13 protein-coding genes are annotated in these 19,217 nt (G+C 47.4%); 5 read left to right on the top strand and 8 right to left on the bottom strand.

Annotated elements, in window-relative coordinates; all coding sequences use genetic code 11:
* Positions 1–55 precede the first annotated feature (55 nt).
* The gene (locus tag ACO0KZ_RS14575) at positions 56–4,738 is read right to left on the bottom strand and encodes a glutamate synthase-related protein (RefSeq protein ID WP_422996427.1); all 4,683 of its coding nucleotides are present in this window, start codon (positions 4,736–4,738) and stop codon (positions 56–58) included.
* A 675-nt stretch (positions 4,739–5,413) separates the two neighbouring features.
* On the opposite strand from ACO0KZ_RS14575, the gene ACO0KZ_RS14570 reads away from it, so the two are divergent.
* The 3 genes from ACO0KZ_RS14570 (at position 5,414) to ACO0KZ_RS14560 (ending at position 6,400) form a co-directional block, all read left to right on the top strand.
* Positions 5,414–5,689, top strand: coding sequence for a hypothetical protein (locus tag ACO0KZ_RS14570; RefSeq protein WP_422996425.1), 276 nt, complete (start codon positions 5,414–5,416; stop codon positions 5,687–5,689).
* Positions 5,690–5,791: 102 nt separating this feature from the next.
* On the top strand, positions 5,792–6,223 hold the full coding sequence (locus ACO0KZ_RS14565; RefSeq protein WP_422996423.1) for an EamA family transporter: 432 nt from the start codon (positions 5,792–5,794) through the stop codon (positions 6,221–6,223).
* A 15-nt stretch (positions 6,224–6,238) separates the two neighbouring features.
* Positions 6,239–6,400, top strand: a complete 162-nt coding sequence (locus tag ACO0KZ_RS14560; RefSeq protein WP_422996421.1) for a hypothetical protein — start codon at positions 6,239–6,241, stop codon at positions 6,398–6,400.
* A 127-nt stretch (positions 6,401–6,527) separates the two neighbouring features.
* Here ACO0KZ_RS14560 and ACO0KZ_RS14555 read toward each other — a convergent pair whose 3' ends face one another.
* From ACO0KZ_RS14555 to ACO0KZ_RS14545, 3 genes are all read right to left on the bottom strand, one after another.
* Positions 6,528–7,319: a tetratricopeptide repeat protein gene (locus ACO0KZ_RS14555; RefSeq protein WP_422996419.1), complete on the bottom strand. Its 792-nt coding sequence runs from the start codon at positions 7,317–7,319 to the stop codon at positions 6,528–6,530.
* Positions 7,320–7,454: 135 nt separating this feature from the next.
* Complete coding sequence (locus ACO0KZ_RS14550; RefSeq protein WP_422996417.1) at positions 7,455–9,518, bottom strand: bifunctional 2',3'-cyclic-nucleotide 2'-phosphodiesterase/3'-nucleotidase; 2,064 nt, start codon at positions 9,516–9,518, stop codon at positions 7,455–7,457.
* A 405-nt stretch (positions 9,519–9,923) separates the two neighbouring features.
* The gene (locus ACO0KZ_RS14545; protein ID WP_422996415.1) at positions 9,924–11,096 is read right to left on the bottom strand and encodes a WD40/YVTN/BNR-like repeat-containing protein; all 1,173 of its coding nucleotides are present in this window, start codon (positions 11,094–11,096) and stop codon (positions 9,924–9,926) included.
* A 244-nt stretch (positions 11,097–11,340) separates the two neighbouring features.
* Between ACO0KZ_RS14545 and ACO0KZ_RS14540 the strand changes: the two genes are divergently transcribed.
* The gene (locus tag ACO0KZ_RS14540; RefSeq protein WP_422996413.1) at positions 11,341–12,552 is read left to right on the top strand and encodes a serine hydrolase domain-containing protein; all 1,212 of its coding nucleotides are present in this window, start codon (positions 11,341–11,343) and stop codon (positions 12,550–12,552) included.
* 318 nt (positions 12,553–12,870) lie between these two features.
* Here ACO0KZ_RS14540 and ACO0KZ_RS14535 read toward each other — a convergent pair whose 3' ends face one another.
* From ACO0KZ_RS14535 to ACO0KZ_RS14525, 3 genes are all read right to left on the bottom strand, one after another.
* Positions 12,871–14,187 (bottom strand): M20 metallopeptidase family protein, encoded by a 1,317-nt coding sequence (locus ACO0KZ_RS14535; RefSeq protein WP_422996411.1) that lies wholly within the window; start codon positions 14,185–14,187, stop codon positions 12,871–12,873.
* Positions 14,188–14,456: 269 nt separating this feature from the next.
* Entirely contained in the window at positions 14,457–15,425 is a 969-nt protein-coding gene (locus ACO0KZ_RS14530) for a CapA family protein (RefSeq protein ID WP_422996409.1), read from the bottom strand.
* Positions 15,422–15,832: a hypothetical protein gene (locus ACO0KZ_RS14525; protein WP_422996407.1), complete on the bottom strand. Its 411-nt coding sequence runs from the start codon at positions 15,830–15,832 to the stop codon at positions 15,422–15,424. Before ACO0KZ_RS14525 ends, ACO0KZ_RS14530 begins: the two co-directional genes overlap by 4 nt.
* Before the next feature lie 600 nt (positions 15,833–16,432).
* On the opposite strand from ACO0KZ_RS14525, the gene ACO0KZ_RS14520 reads away from it, so the two are divergent.
* Complete coding sequence (locus ACO0KZ_RS14520) at positions 16,433–17,554, top strand: DUF4214 domain-containing protein (RefSeq protein WP_422996405.1); 1,122 nt, start codon at positions 16,433–16,435, stop codon at positions 17,552–17,554.
* A gap of 110 nt (positions 17,555–17,664) precedes the next feature.
* Here the strand turns inward: ACO0KZ_RS14520 and ACO0KZ_RS14515 are convergent, their stop codons facing one another.
* On the bottom strand, positions 17,665–19,194 hold the full coding sequence (locus ACO0KZ_RS14515; protein WP_422996403.1) for an amidohydrolase family protein: 1,530 nt from the start codon (positions 19,192–19,194) through the stop codon (positions 17,665–17,667).
* Positions 19,195–19,217 lie beyond the last annotated feature (23 nt).

Genomic DNA, 19,217 nt, shown 5'->3' with positions numbered 1-19,217 from the left:
CACCCCAACCCTCTCCCGCCTGCGGGAGAGGGAGCGCTACCCAAACCTCGATTCCTTAAGCCGCTTTTTCCAATTTCACTTCAGCCTGTTTAGCCGCATACATCTCACCCAAAGCACGCTTGTATTCATGCGGGAATACCTTGACGAACTTGGCTCGGCTACGCGCCCAGTCGTCCAGCAAGTTACGTGAACGCGTGCTGCCTGTGTGTTTGAAATGACGCTCGATCGCATTACGCAAAATCGCTTCGTCTGTCTCTGGTTCAGCGCCGCGAGTCTTGGCGTGCCACTGTGATTTCGGAATCGTTTTTTCTTGTTCGTCACCTGCCAAGACAGGCTCCAAACTCACCATAGACATATTGCATTTAGGTGCAAACTCACCATCTGGATCGTAGACGTAAGCGATACCACCTGACATACCCGCCGCGAAGTTACGACCTGTTGCGCCGAGGACCACGACTGTGCCGCCTGTCATGTATTCGCAGCCATGATCACCTGTGCCTTCGATAACTGCTAAAGCACCGGAATTACGCACCGCAAAACGTTCACCCGCGACACCATTAATAAAAGCTTCACCCGCAATCGCACCGTACAAAACGGTATTACCGCAGATGATGTTATCCACTGCCCAGCCGCGGAATTCTGTGTTTGGACGAATTATGATGCGACCACCGGATAAACCTTTACCGACGTAATCGTTACCTTCACCAACCAGATCCAACGTCACACCGCGAGCTAAGAATGCGCCTGCGGATTGACCTGCTGTACCTTGCAACTGGATATGGATCGTATCGTCTGGCAAACCAGCATGACCGTAACGCTTCGCCACTTCACCGGACAACATCGCACCGACTGTACGATTCAAGTTTTTGATAGGCTGGATGAAGGACACCTTCTCGCCTGTTTCCAAAGCCAACTTCGCTTGTGCGATCAGCTTGTTATCCAAGGCTTTGTCTAAGCCGTGATCTTGTTCTTCAACATGGCGGATCGCGACTTCTTCGCTTGCATCCACTTGATGGAAGATACGGCTGAAATCCAAGCCCTTGGCTTTCCAGTGTGTGATCGCTTTGGATTTATCCAAGAGGTCAACACGACCGATCAGTTCGTCATAAGTACGGATACCGAGTTGCGCCATGATTTGACGCGCTTCTTCAGCAACGAAGAAGAAATAGTTCACGACATACTCAGGCTTACCAGAAAACTTCTTACGCAATTCTGGATCTTGTGTCGCGACGCCAACTGGGCATGTATTCAAATGACACTTACGCATCATGATGCAGCCTTCGACTACCAACGGTGCTGTCGCAAAACCGATTTCGTCGGCACCCAACATCGCGGCGATCACGACGTCACGACCGGTTTTCATCTGACCGTCAGCCTGTACACGGACACGACCACGCAAACCATTCAAGACTAAAGTTTGCTGGGTTTCAGACAAACCGAGTTCCCACGGTGTGCCTGCATGTTTGACTGATGACAAAGGCGATGCACCTGTACCACCGTCATGACCTGCGATCACGATGTGATCGGATTTCGCTTTAGTCACACCCGCGGCAATCGTACCGACGCCAACTTCAGACACCAATTTCACAGAAATCGATGCACGTGGATTGACGTTTTTCAAATCATGAATCAATTGCGCCAAATCTTCGATGGAATAAATATCGTGATGCGGTGGTGGAGAAATCAAGCCCACACCTGGTACAGAGAAACGCAATTTCGCGATGTAATCTGACACCTTATGACCTGGCAACTGACCACCCTCACCTGGCTTCGCGCCTTGTGCCATCTTGATCTGAATCTGATCCGCAGAGCTTAAGTATTCTGCAGTCACACCAAAGCGACCAGACGCGACTTGTTTAATACGTGAACGCAAAGAATCGCCGTCTTGCAAAGGAATATCGACTTCGACATTTTCAGCGCCAATCACGGAGGCCATGGTCGCGCCTTGCTTGATCGGGATGCCTTTTAGCTCTTGTGTGTAACGCGCTGGATCTTCGCCACCTTCACCGGTATTCGATTTACCACCGATGCGGTTCATCGCAATCGCCAAAGTCGCATGCGCTTCGGTACTGATAGAACCCATAGACATCGCGCCAGTCGCAAAGCGTTTGACGATGTCCTTGGCTGGCTCTACCTGATCCAGCGGAATCGCTTTGCTAGGATCAATCTTGAACTCAAACAAACCACGCAAAGTCATGTGACGCTTAGATTGATCGTTGATGATCTGTGCGTATTCTTTGTAGGAATTAAAGTTGTTCGAACGTGTGGAATGCTGGAGTTTCGCAATCGAATCTGGCGTCCACATGTGATCTTCACCACGGATACGGAAGGCATATTCGCCACCCGCATCGAGTGCATTCGCTAAGACTGGATCATTGCCGAACGCCGCTTTGTGCAAACGCAAAGCTTCTTCCGCGACTTCAAAAACGCCTATGCCTTCGACATTTGACGCTGTACCTTTAAAATATTTGTCGACCAAAGATTTGTTCAAACCCACGGCTTCAAAAATCTGCGCGCCGCAGTAAGACATATAAGTCGAAATACCCATTTTCGACATGACTTTATGCAAGCCTTTGCCGATGGCTTTGGTGTAGTTGTAGATGGCTTTTTCTGCGTCCACATCTTTGAGCTTATTCGCCATATCAGCGAGTGTCTGCATCGCTAAGTAAGGATGCACGGCTTCTGCGCCATAGCCTGCCAACAAGGCGAAGTGATGTGTTTCACGAGCTGAACCAGTTTCGACCACCAATCCTGTCGTAGTGCGCAAGCCCTTGCTGACCAAATGTTGATGCACGGTAGAAGTAGCCAACAAAGCTGGGATCGCGACAAAGTTCGCATCCATCTTGCGATCTGTGATGATCATGATGTTGTGACCGGATTTCACCGCGTCGACAACTTCTGCACAGATAGATGCCAAGCGCGCCTCGATACCGTCTTTACCCCATGCGACTGGATAACAAATATCGAGTTCGTAGGATTTGAATTTACCGCCAGTGTTCGCACTGATGTTACGCAATTTAGCGATATCGGCGAAATCTAAAACTGGTTGTGACACTTCCAAACGCATCGGTGGATTGATGTTGTTCGTGTCGAGCAAATTCGGTTTTGGTCCGATGAAAGACACCAGTGACATGACCATCGCTTCACGAATCGGATCGATCGGTGGATTCGTCACTTGCGCGAACAATTGTTTGAAGTAGTTATACAGTGGCTTGAGTTTATTCGACATCACCGCTAAGGAGGAGTCGTTACCCATAGAGCCGATTGCTTCTTCGCCGGATACCGCCATTGGCTCCATCAAGAATTTGATGTCTTCCTGTGTGTAACCGAATGCTTGCTGTCTGTCTAATAAGGAAGCTGCTTCTGGCGTATTGTCTTCTTCACCTTTGAGTGAATTGAGTTTGATACGCACGGAATTAATCCACTGCTTGTAGGGCTTGGCATTGGAATAAGTATCTTTGATTTCTTTGTCGTCAATGATGCGACCGGCTTCCAAGTCGATCAAGAACATCTTACCTGGTTGCAGACGCCATTTTTTGATGATGCGTGCTTCTGGAATCGGCAACACGCCAGATTCGGACGCCATCACGACCAAGTCATCGTCAGTGATGATGTAACGCGCAGGACGCAAACCATTGCGATCCAAAGTGCCACCGATTTGGCGACCGTCAGTAAATGCCATCGCTGCTGGACCATCCCATGGCTCCATCATCGCGGCGTGATATTCGTAGAAAGCACGACGGTTGTCGTCCATCATTGTGTGATTTTCCCAAGCTTCTGGAATCATCATCATCATGGCTTGGGCAATTGGATAACCCGCCATCACTAAGAGTTCGAGCGCGTTATCAAAACTCGCTGTATCAGACTGACCTTCAAAAATCAGCGGATACAGTTTTTGTAAATCGTCGCCCAACACTGCTGACTTCATGACGCCTTCACGAGCACGCATCCAGTTGAAGTTACCTTTAACCGTATTGATCTCACCGTTATGCGCAATCATGCGGTATGGGTGAGCCAAGGGCCATTCTGGGAAAGTATTGGTGGAGAAGCGTTGATGCACCAACGCCAAAGCCGAGACGCAACGTTCGTCTTGCAAGTCTTTGTAGTAGACGCCGACTTGATCAGCCAACAGCAAACCTTTGTAGACGATCGTACGCGCCGACATCGACGGTACGAAATATTCTTTACCATGCAAGAGGTGCAAAGCCTCGATCGCATGCACTGCGGATTTACGGATCACGTAGAGCTTACGTTCCAAAGCATCGGTCACCATGATGTCAGGACCACGACCGATAAAGATCTGGCGTATCACCGGCTCTTTTTCGCGCACGGTGGGCGACATCGGCATTTCGGTATCCACTGGCACATCGCGCCAGCCAAGGACAACCTGACCTTCAGCGCGCACTGCGCGTTCGATCTCTTGTTCGCAAGCCAAACGGGAAGCATGTTCTTTAGGCAAAAAGATCATGCCCACGCCATATTCGCCCGGCGGCGGCAATTCCACACCCTGCTTGGCCATCTCTTCGCGATAGTACTGATCAGGAATCTGAATCAAGACACCCGCACCATCGCCCATCAAGGCATCAGCACCGACCGCGCCCCGATGATCGAGATTTTTCAGAATCAACAAGCCCTGTTCAACGATGGCATGTGTCTTCTTACCCTTGATATGCGCAATAAAACCGACACCACAGGCGTCTTTTTCATTACTTGGATCGTATAAACCTTGTGCTTGCATAGCTTTCTCCTACTCTCCGTGATACCGAAGTACCTCAATCTGCTTGCTGAATAATTCCAAATAAAGTTTTGGAAATCACCCAATCGACAATAAAAAAATCAAACTTGGGCTCAAGAATAGTGCAGCGCAAAAGATTTCACAACAAGAATAAATAGGGTCAGAGTTTATAAAAACTGGTCTTATTTTTAGATATTTTTTAATGGGGACGGAGTAAATATTATAACTAGTTAGGAACCCTATGAAATACAAGGTAGTGACGAGACGCGGACCTTAAATCTTGCGAGAAGTGGTCATGAAGGAGCAAAGCGATTGAGCAAATCCTTAGCACGCCCACACCACTCCAGGAAAGTGTGACAGTGATCAAATGCGAAAGCCTCTTTTGCCCCCTCTGTTATACCTGCTACGGGACAGGTATAACAAAAAAGAGCAAGGCGTGGTGCGGGTTTTGAGAGATTTGGAACTTTGTTGATGAAAATTTAAGAATGTGTTAACGTTGGGTTTTTCACTTTAAAACAAGTTAGGCCTTACGAAATGCTCCGATTCTTTCAGCGTCTCTTCACAAAGTCCGAGAGCAGTGGCACACGTTCCACAAGTGCACCTCCCAGTAATCAGCCTTCTTCACCCATTTCGGTCATCTACAACGAGCAGGGAGTTCAGTTGTACTTTGAAGGGGATGTGAAGCAATCCGTCGCTTGGGGCGAAATTGATCTGATTGCTATCCGCATCGAAGATGAGTTCCTTCCCTTTCCTTATTGGTATGTTGGAAACCAAGAAAACTTGCTTCGCATTCCAAATGATGCAGTCGGAAGCAAAGAACTTTTCTTCGATGGCTTCAGCGAGTACGTAAAGGGCTACAAATCCGACGCAACATTTAAGGTCATCATCGAGGCTTCTGCTGCAATGGAAGGCTCATTCGTTCTTTGGCGGGCCGAGAATGCAACCGCGGCCTAACAATTCCGTCGAGTGGGACCGCCCACAAGCTGCGCTTGTGGGTTTCCTTCGCGGCTTTGCCGCTACGGCGGCCCCTCACGTCAAACGTCAGGCCCACACAACATGACCTCTGCTGACTGGTTCTTCTGGGCTGCGCTCTCAGCAGTATTCGCTGCCTTGACGGCAATCTTCGCCAAGATCGGAATCCAGGGCGTTGATTCCGACCTTGCAACATTGGTGCGCACGGTAATCATCGTGTTTGTTCTGGGTGCCTTCGTTTGGTTTGCGGACAAGTGGAGCAATCCTTTCGAATTGAAGCCACGAACTTGGCTCTTCCTCATCCTGTCAGCTCTCGCAACTGGGGCTTCATGGGTTTGCTACTTCCGCGCGCTCCAGATTGGAAAGGCTTCACAGGTTGCGCCCGTCGACAAGTTCAGCCTTGTGCTCGTTGCCATTTTTGCGTTTACCTTTTTGGGCGAGCGCCCTTCACTGCGAGAGTGGGCTGGTATCGGCATGGTGGCAGCAGGCGTACTCCTCCTGGCAATCAAGCGCTGAAGCACCAGTGTGCCCATGAATAACACATCCTCATTCCTGAGCTCACTGAGAAGTGATCCCTACTTAGTTGCGGTCGCGACTCTGATTATGATCTTCGGCTTTTGGGGTATTACTAAGCTGGGCGGCATTGTCCATCGTGAGCTTCGTGCTGCCACTAGTTTTCTTCAAATGAACTGACTTCGCTTGCGGCCCAACAATACGGCCAAGCCTAGGCTGTTTCGCGAAACGTGATAAATCAGGTGCTTGAAAATACTCAGCGCAAATCACGCAGTTCGTGAAAAAACATCTCAGCTTGCACCACAAATTATTGGTGATCTGGATGACTGAGTATATGCGCGACCTCTCGCAACATTTGTTCGCTTTCATTTTTATCTTGTTTCAAACCTAAAGTCCCATCACGATAGGCCATCGCCAACACCTGTGCCGCCTGCGGATTTTCTTTCTCAGCTGCAGCTTGATATAAACGCAGTGCTTGTTTTTGATCTCGCGTCACACCTTGACCATCGTGGTAAGCATTCGCCAACATGAACATGGCCTCTGCATGATGCAACTGTACAGCGCGAGCCAGCCACTTCACCGACAGGATGTAATCGACTCTGCCAGCGTAACCACTTTTATACATGAGCCCTAACAAATACATGGCTGGCGCATGTTGATTCTCTGCTGCCAGCTCCAACCAATGGCGTGCTTTAGCCATATCGGGTGCGCCCGTCGCCGTAGCGCTGCCATCAAAATACGCTTTACCTAGCATATACTGCGCCGCGACATCGCCTGCAACAGCGGCTTGCTCGGCATATCGTGCGCCTTCTTGTGCCGTTTCAAGTTTGTGCAGTAAGACTTCTGCCAAAGCGCGCTGCGCAGTGACATTGTTTTCGTTAGCAGCATGTTTGAGTTGCGGTATAGCTTGGGCAACCTGGCCTGCCATCGCTTGCATACGCCAACGATCAATTTCTTGCATGCCGATTTGTTCTTGATTCTTGCGATAAATTTGCCACTGCCAAGCACTGAACGCTAATGCACAGAGCATGACAATTACCAGGCCGAACAACCAAGGGGTTTTGCGACCACTACGCATCAAAAAACTTCTTAAAAGCATTACCAATTCCACCTATTTTTACTACCAATGGTACGAACACATTACGATGCTCAAAATAAGAAAAATCGACGCCAGCAGACGTCGATTTTCTTTAGAAACTACTAGCTGACTCGCTGACTAGCTCAACACTAGCGCTTATTTAGACAGATCGATTTGATATACCGATAAAGCCTTGCCTGAACCATCGTCAGCGCGCAGTACCGACAAATTATTAATACCTGCAGCTTGCGCCACGCTCAGTTTGTTTTGTGCCGATTTGAACGTCACAGGCCCAGCGGTGTTAACTTTAGTGAACGACCAACTACGATCAGAACCATTGGTCACCAATTTCAAGGCTTTTTGTGTTTTGATGTAGCTAATCAAGACATCGCGATTGGCATCTGGTGAAGCATAGATCGTTTTCGTACCATCGATGCCTGGGAAGTTACCACCACCGCTTGCACGATAGTTGTTTGTAGCGACAATGAATTCCTGCGTTAAGGAAATCGGTGCACCTTTGTATGTCAGGTTCTTAATGCGTGATTTCAAATTCTGCGTGACGTCAATTTCATACTTAATATCAGGCGAAGTGAACATATCGAAGTTATAACCAGGGAAGTCGGAAATCAAGGCTTGTTCGGTCGTCACTGCTGGGTCAACTTTGTTGAAGCGAGTCGCTGCTGTTTCCAACCAGTTTTTAATATCTTGGCCTGTCACTTTCACCGCATAAATCGTATTCGGATATAGATACAAATCCGCTGCATTGTTAATCGCGACATTACCTGCTGCCACATCGGTAAAGTCGCCACCACCTGCAAAACCGCTCTTGAACGGTGCGCTAATCGATAACACTGGCAAACTCGCGAATTGTGGCAAGTTCGCTTTCACATACGTGCTGACGTAGTCTGCCTGTGCTTGATTCACGACTTCGATCGCTGAGACGTCACCGACATCGGCAAAATAACTGTTCATGTTGAAATCAGTCGTACCGACGGGTGTTTTGACATAAGCGATAGTGGCCTGATGTTCAGTTGCGATCAATGGAGCGACGCTAGGATCTGCCGCAACGAAAGTGCCATCTGCGTTTTTAGTTGAACGCGCTTCCACCTTAGTTTTGTCTTTGTTGACGACCCAAGTCTTACCATCAAACGACAAATTCATTTTGATCACACCGAGATGTTTTCCCCAGAAATTTGCCATCACGGTCGGTACGCCATTGACCAAACCTTTGACTTTATCAACGCCAGGTAAATTGAACTGTGCACTGGTCGACGTTGCATCAGGGAACACTTGATGCGAGTGACCAATCAACATCGCGTCTATCCCTGGCACTTGCGCCAAATAATAGTTACCGTTTTCCATCGATGGTAAGTATGGCGAATTATCCAAGCCACCGTGCGAGATAGCGACCACCAGATCCGCACCTTTAGCACGCATTTCCGGCACATATTTGGTAGCAACTTCTTTGATGCCGTCGCTATACACTTTGCCGTCTAACCAACGCTTGTCCCAGCTCATAATGGTTGGCGGCGTGAAGGCTATGACACCAACCTTAATCGGCGCGTCCATGGTTTTACCATCAGGCGTGACGACTTTAATCGTGCGATTCAAAATGGTGTAGGGCTGGAACAATGGTGCTTTGTCTTTGCTGGACAATATATTCGCTAACACTTGCGGATACTTTGGACCGGCACAAGTTTTTTGATCAGCGACGGCGGGCATGCCATCAACATTAAATTTGTTATTAGTGACCTGCGCCAAGAATGGCAAGCCATAATTGAATTCATGATTGCCCACTCCGGCGGCATCGTAGCCTAGGCTATTCATCACCTTATGCAATGCCAACGGTGTATCGCAATTAATTGGACTAATCACCGCTTGGTAATCGGCCATCGCCGTTCCTTGGATCGCATCGCCATTATCAAACAACAAGGAGTTAGCGACCTCTGCACGAGCAGCTTTAATCAACGTCGCAGTGCGCTCCAAACCTAAGCTTTTGTCTTCCGCTAATTTGAAGTAGTCGTAACTCATCACATTCGTGTGAATATCTGTCGTTTCCAAAAGTGCGAGGTCTGCAGTAGAACCAATAGGCACCGCTGGTGCGATTGGCGTGTCGGTTTTGATAGACGAACCGCAAGCAGTTAATGCTAATGCGGCAGCCAGTGGCAGTAATTTAGGTAGAGATTGAAACAAAGGAGAAAAACGTTTTGGGAAAGACATGTCAACCTCGAAAAAATAGAATGACGCGATTATGCGAAGTGTCGGTGACATGGTGATGACATGGAAAAACGAACTTATACTCTTCCGAATACGAAGACATCCGAGCAAGCAATAAGCCGATACATGCCTATGTTGTCCACTCTTAAAAACAATGTGCCCTAGACTTGAGGATTGCCACAAGCATTGCAAGTCATCGTTAATTTTGAATGTGTTTATTGGAGCTGATAATCGATCTTGCATAGACCGATCCCTACGCACACTGAGCGCTTCTCGAATGCACTTCGACCGTTCGCTACGGTCATGCTGAGGTCTCAAATATGTCATTAAGTCTTGAATGAATGTGTTCAATTTACGCTTCATCCAAGACGCCAATGCGATGTTCTTCTAAGGGTATAAACTGATCGCTTAAGGCTTACCAACCGCAACATCAGGCGCTGGTTTTGTGCTTGGTAAAGCTGCGGGCGCTATGCCAAATTTGAATACGTCAGCACCAATCGCATAGGCATTAAAACTGCCTTTATCGTCTGGCAATATACGAATCTTGTTGACGTAACGCCCCAAGTTAACAGGCTTCCACGTTAGTCCGCCATCGCGTGTTTCAAAGCCGCCTTTGGTGGTGCCGACCCAACCTAGATTCACATTGGCAAAGCCTACGCCGAATTCTCTGACGGCAAAATCTTTGACGAGTGGCATTTCTATCCATGTCTTGCCACCATCGACGGTTTTGACGATATAGCGTTGGTCTTCGGCTTTATCTGGATTGTAGTTTTGTATGGTCGCATAACCCACATCTCGACTCGGGAAGCTGCCTTTCCAGGTCAGTTCGTATTGACGTTTAGACTCGTAGACCTTATTCCATGTTTTGCCACCATCATGAGTTGCAACAATTTGTGCATGCGAATTCGCCACTTGTGGATCGCTACCGGCAAACACAACACCATTCATTTCATCGAAAAATTTTACGTCGACGATCATGGAAACCCAAGGACTCATATCAATCTGCGTCCATGATTTTCCGCCATCGAGCGAACGCAATAATTGCGCAGGGCTACCGACTCGACCACCTGCATGAATCACGGTGCGCTGATCTAACACACCGGCATTGATGAACTGTGTCTTTAAGATATCGATCGCGCAAATTCCTTTCATTGGCTTCCCAGGCAGACCTTGTACTGCCTGCCATGTGCTGCCACCATCATTCGTTTCGTACAAAGGTGTTTCATCGGTCACACCGGGGAAATACTCGATACCGATATTGCCCGCATACCCATGTTTGGCGTCAACCATTCCCAACGCCCGAAAATACGTTCCGGGTTTATCAAGTACCAGATTCCATGTGATGCCTCCGTCTGTGGTTCTATAGATTTTTCCTTGACCGTTCGCGTAAAAACCGAGATCCGTATTGACGAAAAACACATCATCTTGTTTGCCTTGAAAGGCGACTGTCGGCAATTTGAACCACTGCGAGCCCTGTGTTTCTTGCAGCGGCAAGCTGATAGTCTCCGTCGATTGACGAGTTGCGCATGCGCTGACACCAGTGAGTAAAGCCAGAGCGAAAGTGATGGTCTTGAGTTTCATATTTTATGATCCAAAGAGAATGTCGACGCGACGACAAAGGTAATTCGGTACACTGTCTGGCTTTATCAATTGCTCAATTTGAATTTGAGCCTGAGAACCAAGTTGAATGATGAACTTTCATTTTACGTTGAATGTATTTAAGTTGCAATGAAAGCAATTCCATTAAAGGCCAATGCCTTATAGATGATTGGCGATTTCGATTTATACTAGCCTCCTCACTTCCAAAATCAAAAGGAAATTTTTCATGCCGTCACCGACTTTACGCCCAAAACCTACACAAGCTATTTTGTCGATGGGCGTGCTGTTCGCCATCGCTTTGCAAAGCAATCCGGTATTGGCGCAAGAAAATGTAAAGGCCATGATCAGCATGATAGAAGCGCCGCAAAAGGATGGGGACCGCGAACTTGACAAGCTTAGCGTGGAACAATTGATGGAAAAACTCCATGTACCCGGTATGAGTATCGCGGTGATCAAAGATTTTAAGCTGCATTGGGCTAAGACCTATGGCGTGAGTGATGCACAAACTGGCAAAGCCTTAAATTTGCAAACCCGCTTTCAAGCCGCGTCAATTAGCAAACCGATTACCGCAATGGCGGCCATGCGCATGGTTCAAGAAGGCAAACTCAATCTCGATACTGACGTCAATACGTATTTCAAAACCTTGCGCATACCCGTGAATCCATCCTTTCCCAATCAAGTGATTACGGCACGATCCCTGTTTAGTCATACCTCGGGGGCTGCTGACGGTTTTGGTTTCCCTGGATACGAACCCGATGCGACACTGCCGACGACAGAGCAAATTTTAGAGGGAAAACCACCATCCAATGTGGGTAAAATCTTCTTCACGCAAGCACCCTATCAAGTTTCCAAATACTCCGGTGGCGGAGTGACCTATATGCAATTGGCGATGAGTGATATTAGTGGTCGCCCCTTCGCGGAGTTAATGCAGGCGACTATGCTAACGCCACTTGCGATGAATGACAGCAGCTATGTGCAGGCAAAAAAACTAGAAGACAATCCTAATGCCGCACTTGCTCATGATGAGGCGGGACAACGCTATACCGCGCCATGGCATGTTTATCCTGAACTCGCCACCTCTGGTTTGTGGACGACGCCGACTGACTTAACGAAAGTGATCATCGCCATGCAAAATGCCCTACTAGGAAAAGAGGAGAGCCTACTTACGCAACAATCGGCACGCGAGATGATCACGCCTGTCAGTGTGGGTCGATTTGGCATAGGGTGGTCTATCAGCCAACGCAACAATGGATGGTATTTTTCCCATAGCGGTGCCAATTGGGGCTACCGCACTTGGGCGATTGGGCATATCCGAAAAGGTTATGGCTTAGTGGTGATGACCAACAGTGAAAGTGGCATGTCACTGATTAATCAGCTTGCGGACCGAGTGGAAAGCGCGTATGGCTGGGACTCGCTTAAAACAGCTAACTCACCTTAAATTTCGTCCTACAGCGTGGGTCAAGCATTAGCCACTGGCAGTCCAGTAGTCAAACGAAACCCTCGCACATTATCGTGATAACTTGTATTGGCTTCGATTTGATCTGATCCGATCTGATTTGATCTGATTTGATCTGATTTGATCTGACCAATAGGCACTTCAAACTTGATGACCATCATATCGGAGGTAATCACTACAAACAAAACCGCAGTCTCGCAACGATACGTGCAAATATTGTGGCGTTGCTAGACCTTATTAGACCTCTAGTGTTTTTACTTGCGGACAATTGCAAAATACATCTGCGAACTCCCGCAGCCGCTACTTTTGCAATAAGTCTATCGCTGCCGCGGTCATGGCTTTCACGCCCACTTTCAAAGACGCTTCTGCCATCGGTGCGAATTTGCTGGTATGCGTGCCAGGGACGTAAGCCTTACCTGCACTGGCTTTGGCCAATAGTTCTGGATCGATCACACCCAAAATAAACAGCACCGTTGGAATCGTACGTTCAGGCGGTAGACTGTATTGGGCGAAATCTTCGCTCCCCATAATGCCAAAACCATCGGTAACTTTGTCGGCACCTAGTGCACCAGAAATCGCTTTTTTGACGCGAGCTGCCAGCGCAGGATTATTGATATTGCTGGGTCCTGTTTCCGATTCGATGATTTTGACGATAGGCTTGCGGTCTTCTGCAAGGCCGTTACTAACCGCGACACCTTCGGCTGCACGATGTATGCCGTCTACGATGATTTTCATGGCGGCGTCGCTACTAGCGCGGGTCGTCAGCTCAAGTTTGACCTCGTCGGGAATGATATTGCGTTTAGTGCCGCCGTGGATACTGCCGACCGTAACTACAGCGGAATTCATAGGATCTTGATTACGGCTAACAATCGTTTGTATCTGATTGATAAATTGGGCTGCCATCACTATCGGGTCTTTACCGCGATGTGGTGCAGCACCGTGTCCGCCAATACCGCGGATCGTCACATCAATCGAAGTGACTGCAGCATGAGTCGCACCAGAATAGACACCAACCTGACCTGTCGCCAGCCCAGGAGAATCGTGCATGGCAAGTGCCATGTCGGGACGACCGAAGCGTTGATACAGCCCATCACGCAACAATGCTTGCGCACCATCTAAAGTTTCTTCGGACGGCTGTCCCACTAACACCACAGTACCGTGCCATTCGTTACGACGGGCTGCCAGTTCACGCGCAGTGCCAAGCAAAGTCGTCACATGAACATCATGACCACAAGCATGCATGACTCCCACCTCTTGTCCAGCAAGATTCTTCGCAATCACTTTACTAGCGTAAGGCAAACCGGTTTCTTCCACGATCGGTAATGCATCCATATCGGCGCGTATCAGTAAGCGAGGTCCGGAACCATTTTCTAATACAGCCACGACACCATAAGCACGACTGCCGTCAGCATATTTTCCAACGCGCTCTGTCACTTGATAGCCAACTTTACGCAACTCCGCAGCTAAGTTCGCAGATGTGTTGATTTCAAAATGCGACAATTCCGGATTGGCATGCAGACGTTTATAGTAATCGAACAAGTCATCCGCCATTACAGCGCCAGAAAACAGCGTACCGATAAGATAGGCAATAGGATAAGCAATGAATCGAGCATGCATGAGTTCTTCCTTCATGGAAAATTAGATGACAGTCGCAGATTACAAACTACGGTGGCATACCTTACAACGAAACCAAGCCCTGACCCGTGTTTTATTAGTATTTTGTAGCAATACCAACACGCTTCTTTAATTCAGTACGTCTGATCTGGCCGTCTAGATTCGACAAATTTAGCACAGCGTGCTGTCGTAAAATTTGATGTCAGCTCTTGATCCTGAATGTCCAAACATTAACTCGAAGCCTTGCGAATATCCAAGCAGATTGCCCACCATTACTTAAGAATTTTATCGATTGCTTGTTGCGTCAAAACACCGGCATATTTGGGAATACCATTTTTATCGAGTTTAGCGACATGAATAGTCCAGGTGATTTTTTTATTGGCATCAAAAACTAATTCTAAGGCCCAACCCGTTTGCGACTCTTCAGAATTAAAACCGTTAAACACAAAATTGCCCAAGCTATAGAAGATTGGTTTGCCTTTGTAAATATCGATATTTTGCGTCACATGCGGATGTCCGCCGACGACAGCATCGGCACCCGCATCTATCATAAAGCGCGCTAACTCTTCTTGATGTTTTGAAGCCTGAGGCTCGTGCTCCCAGCCCCAATGTGGATAGGTAATGACGATATCGGCGCCAAGTTTTTCTTTCGCATTGCGAATATCAAAAGCCACTTGATCGGCATCGGCCCACGCCACACCGGGTCTATCTTCTAAAGCTTCAAAACTGCGCGGAAAGAAATTGTCATAGCCCAAAATAGCAATTTTGTGCCCATTCTTCTCGACCATATAGGGCGCATGCGCAGAACGCAAATCACGGCCACCACCAAAGTAAGGAATCTTTTCCTTTTCCAATAAGCCCAACATCGTATCAAAGGCTTTAGGGCCGAAATCACCGCTATGATTATTGGCTAAAGACACAGCCGAGAAATGCGCTTTGACGGTCTTGAGAACCCTAGGGTGGGCCAAAAAGGTAAATGGCTTATCTTCCTTTTTCCCGTTCAAACCCACCACACATTCCAAATTACCAAAGCTCAGATCTGCCTGTTTGAATTGTTTTTGAAAAGCCGCGAATGGATTTTTGCCTTGTGCGATGACTTTTCCGGGTAACTCATCGAGCATGAGATCTCCGACAAATAACATACGCACATCTTGCTTTTGCGCATACGCATTACAGATGAAAGCCGTGCTGAAAATGAGCGCCAAAGAAAGTTGTTTTATTGGAGAAAAGGTGCGATTCATTGCGACACTCCTGCGGCACAAATAGTTTTGCAGCTAAAACTCAACTCGCGTTCATATTTATGCGAATACACTCTTTGCAGGCCGAATTCTTGCGTCACATTTTTTGCGTTGGTGCAGCTCTCTGAGTCTAGCTTGTTTTCACTTGCATGTATCAGAACATAACGATCTTTGGACTCGTGATACGTAAAGGTTTTCAGTTTACTTTGTTTCGTTACTGCGTCTTGCAAAACTTGTCCGCTAAACCGAAAACCACCCTCCAGATCAAGCGTACTCAAAGCGTAAGGATCTTGGGTCGCTTTAATGTTTACTGTGTTTTCCGTGCCAGAAACCTTAATGACGCAGAGCGTTTCTTGGGCAATGGCGGAGCAAGTACAAAAGAGCAGGGGCAAGACGATGATATTCTTCATTTTGAGTCTGAGTTGTGAATGAGCTTTAAACATGGTGTACAAAATCCGAAATGAAACGCAAATAAAACACTAGGAAAGGGGGCTGACGAAGGATTACTTAAAGTCTGCATATAAGTGTTCATATATCAGTTGGATAGTGTGCGTTGACAAATAGTTCCACAGTATTGCCAAGTTAATCCTTTTATTCAAGGCTTCAAATTAATATGCACATAGCGTCTGAATCATCTTGCGTCAAGCCACGCTATCTCGAACAAGACTTACTTTAAACCATCATCTGAGTTTTCTGCGCTGCGCCCACCTTCGACAAAAGTTTGGGTTTGTATTAAGCAACGACCTAATGTTTGACTATTTTTTTGGCATCGCTTCGGGACTGCGTCTGAGCACGGTCAGCTATTACACAACATATGCAAACCTAAAGATTTAAACATATTTAACAAATCTGTCATCGCGCATGGATCGACAGACGTTAAGACGACAAGGGCTAAATTCAAGTTTGCTCTCAAATTTAAAGTGGATAGTTAGACATTAAAAAATTGGGTAGACGCAGATCGTAGTGGCACTCAATATAAATTCAAGAATTCGGAACGATTGGAGTTTGATATGGCATACGTAAATGGTGACGGCAGTTATTTCGACGAGAGAACCAAGGGCTTTGATTCTACTGGCCTTAGCTCTAATTTTCAGGTGCAACGTGGTATGGTGTCGTTCGGCAAATTGTCTGCAAATGACCTGACTGACTGGTATCAACTGAATCTCGATGGCCCGGGAAATTACTCTATTGTTATATCAACCGATGCGACAAATAACTATAGCGCCTCGAATGATTGGCGTGCTACTTACAGTGGCATTAAGCTTGTTATTACTGATAGCTACGGCGTTCCTTTAAGTGGCATCGATACCAGCTTTGCCAATATCGATACCGATGGTCGCATTGCTTTTAACTATACTGGCGGCTATTCCCATGGCGATTTCTATCTGCGAGTCACCAATCTTTCCTACGGCGCCACTGACTATGTGATTGGCTTACAAGCGAGCACAGTCGCTGGGTCGAACGTCTATGGCACCAACACTAGTGATTATCTGCGCGGCAGCACAGGGGACGATAACATCTATGGCTATGCCGGCAGCGACACGATAAAAAATAGTCCTGGTAATGACTATATTAACGGCGGTAGCGGTTTGGATTTCCTCGTCATGTCGGGAAACATTGATGAATACTCGATTAGCGGCAGCCTTAACAATTTTGTCATCAAAGATAAATTTGGTGACGATGGTGTTGATAGCGTATCGCAAGTAGAACGTCTGCTCTTTAATGATTATGCGTTAGCGTTTGATATTGATGGCGCCGCTGGTCAAGCTTATCGTTTATATCAAGCCGCGTTCAATCGCCAACCTGATTTAAAGGGGTTGGGATACTGGATAGAAAAATTGGATGATGGTATGAGCCTGACGAAAGTCGCTGCTGAATTTTATCGCTCTGACGAATTTCGCTCAATGTATGGTAGCTTCCCAACAGACGCAGCATTTATAACGACACTGTATCAAAACGTCTTGCATCGCGCACCTGATGTGGGTGGTTTCAATTATTGGAGCGATAAATTATATAGCGGCTCATTTTCTCGTGCTGAAGTGCTCGCTAGTTTCAGCGAAAGTGCAGAAAATCAGGCGCAAATTATTGGTCAAATTCAGAATGGCATTGAATATATCGACTGGGGTACATAAATTCACATTAGGTCAAAAGAACAATGCGCTTGGCTCTAACATTCTTGCACTCGGAAAAAGTTTCTATTCCGGACAAAAATGTTAGAACTTCGCACTACTGTTCGCTACCTCTAATGTGACTGCGCCGACAACACCGCGCGCTGATGCGCTTTCCCACGCAAGATGACCTGCTCTATCGTGTCGTAAGCACGCACATCAAGCAGCGGATTAGTAGTCAGTAGTAGCAGATCTGCTTGTTTGCCCACTTCCACGCTGCCTATCGTTTTTTCCAAGCCCAATGCCCGGGCGTTTTTCATGGTTAAGGCGCTAAACAATTCAGGCAAGCTCATTCCCGCTTCCAGCCATCTATCCATTTCCCATCGACCATTAATGCCTGGAAATTGGGTGTAAAACGGGCCGCTGGGTGTATCGCTGCCAAACAACATCTTGGCGCCTTGCTGATGTAATTCCGCCGTCATGCGACGAACCGTGGAAAGCGGTTTCTGATACATGGTCTTTACGGATTGATATAACTCTGCTGGCGTTTTTGTCGCCGGCTCAAAATCTTCGGCCAAAATATTTTTCATCCATTGCCCTGCGTCGGTTTGATACCAAGCCATCAATCGCTGCGGAATCGCTTGCGCCACCATTGGATTTTTAAAAAAGTCTGGATTCAATTCTTCATGCTCGCCGTACAAAACTTGCATCGTTGGCTGCACAGAAATACCAGCTTGAGCAATCTCATCGGCAATCTGTTTGAGTCGAGTTTGGTTGGCAAATTGTTCTACGTTCTTGGCTTCATGCCACATGCCATGCACCAAAGTCGTAACACCTGCTTTTAGCGCAAATTCGTAAGATGCTTGAGAATTGCCATGCAAATACACTGGCATTTTCAGGTGCTTAGCTTGTTTGACGACTTCCTGTATCAATGCAACCGATGGCACGGGCAGATTCTTTTTCGGGCCAAACCCAGTTTCATAGAAAACTTTGATGCAATTGGCTCCGTCTTGTTTCGCGGCGTTCACCACGGCTTGCGGGGTGTGGTCGTCGGTTTTGAAGTTGGCTGGATAGACATTCGGCTGCGCGGGGTCGAACAACATATACTTAGTTGCAGGTACTTGAAACTGCAAATCCTTATCCATCCATGACGCTGGATAACCGTTGGGGATCGTGACTGGCGTACAAAAATGTGCCTGCGGGCCGGCGGGTTGCGCATTCCATTTCGCGATAAAGCCTGCATCGCCAGTCAGGTCTAACACCGTCGTGAACCCAAAATAGGCGTAACTACGTGGCATCTGTGCCCTAGCCTCTTGCAACATTGCGGCATCTTTTGAATCATCACCGGCATAGCCTGGCACACCATCGAGATGCACATGGCTATCAATAAGACCAGGAATCAGGAAGCGGCCACGACCATCAATCTGAGCTGTTGCCTTGCTTGCATGCCTACTCAAATTTGGTGCGATCGCCTGAATCTTGCCATCACGGATTAATACATCGCTGACTTTGGAGATTTTGGCTTGACCGTCGCTCACACTATTAATAATGCGAACTTGCTTAATCAATAAGCTATCTGCCTGAGCGGTAGGCGACAGTAAAGACATTAGCAAACTGGACACAACAAGGAAACGAGGAGAAACGATAAATTCAGAAAACATCATAAAATCCTTTTGGACTGGTAAGG

Source organism: Undibacterium sp. Di24W, assembly GCF_049340325.1.
Lineage (GTDB): Bacteria > Pseudomonadota > Gammaproteobacteria > Burkholderiales > Burkholderiaceae_D > Undibacterium.
Note: the sequence above shows the minus strand (reverse complement) of the source record. Positions and strands in the feature narration are given on the sequence as shown.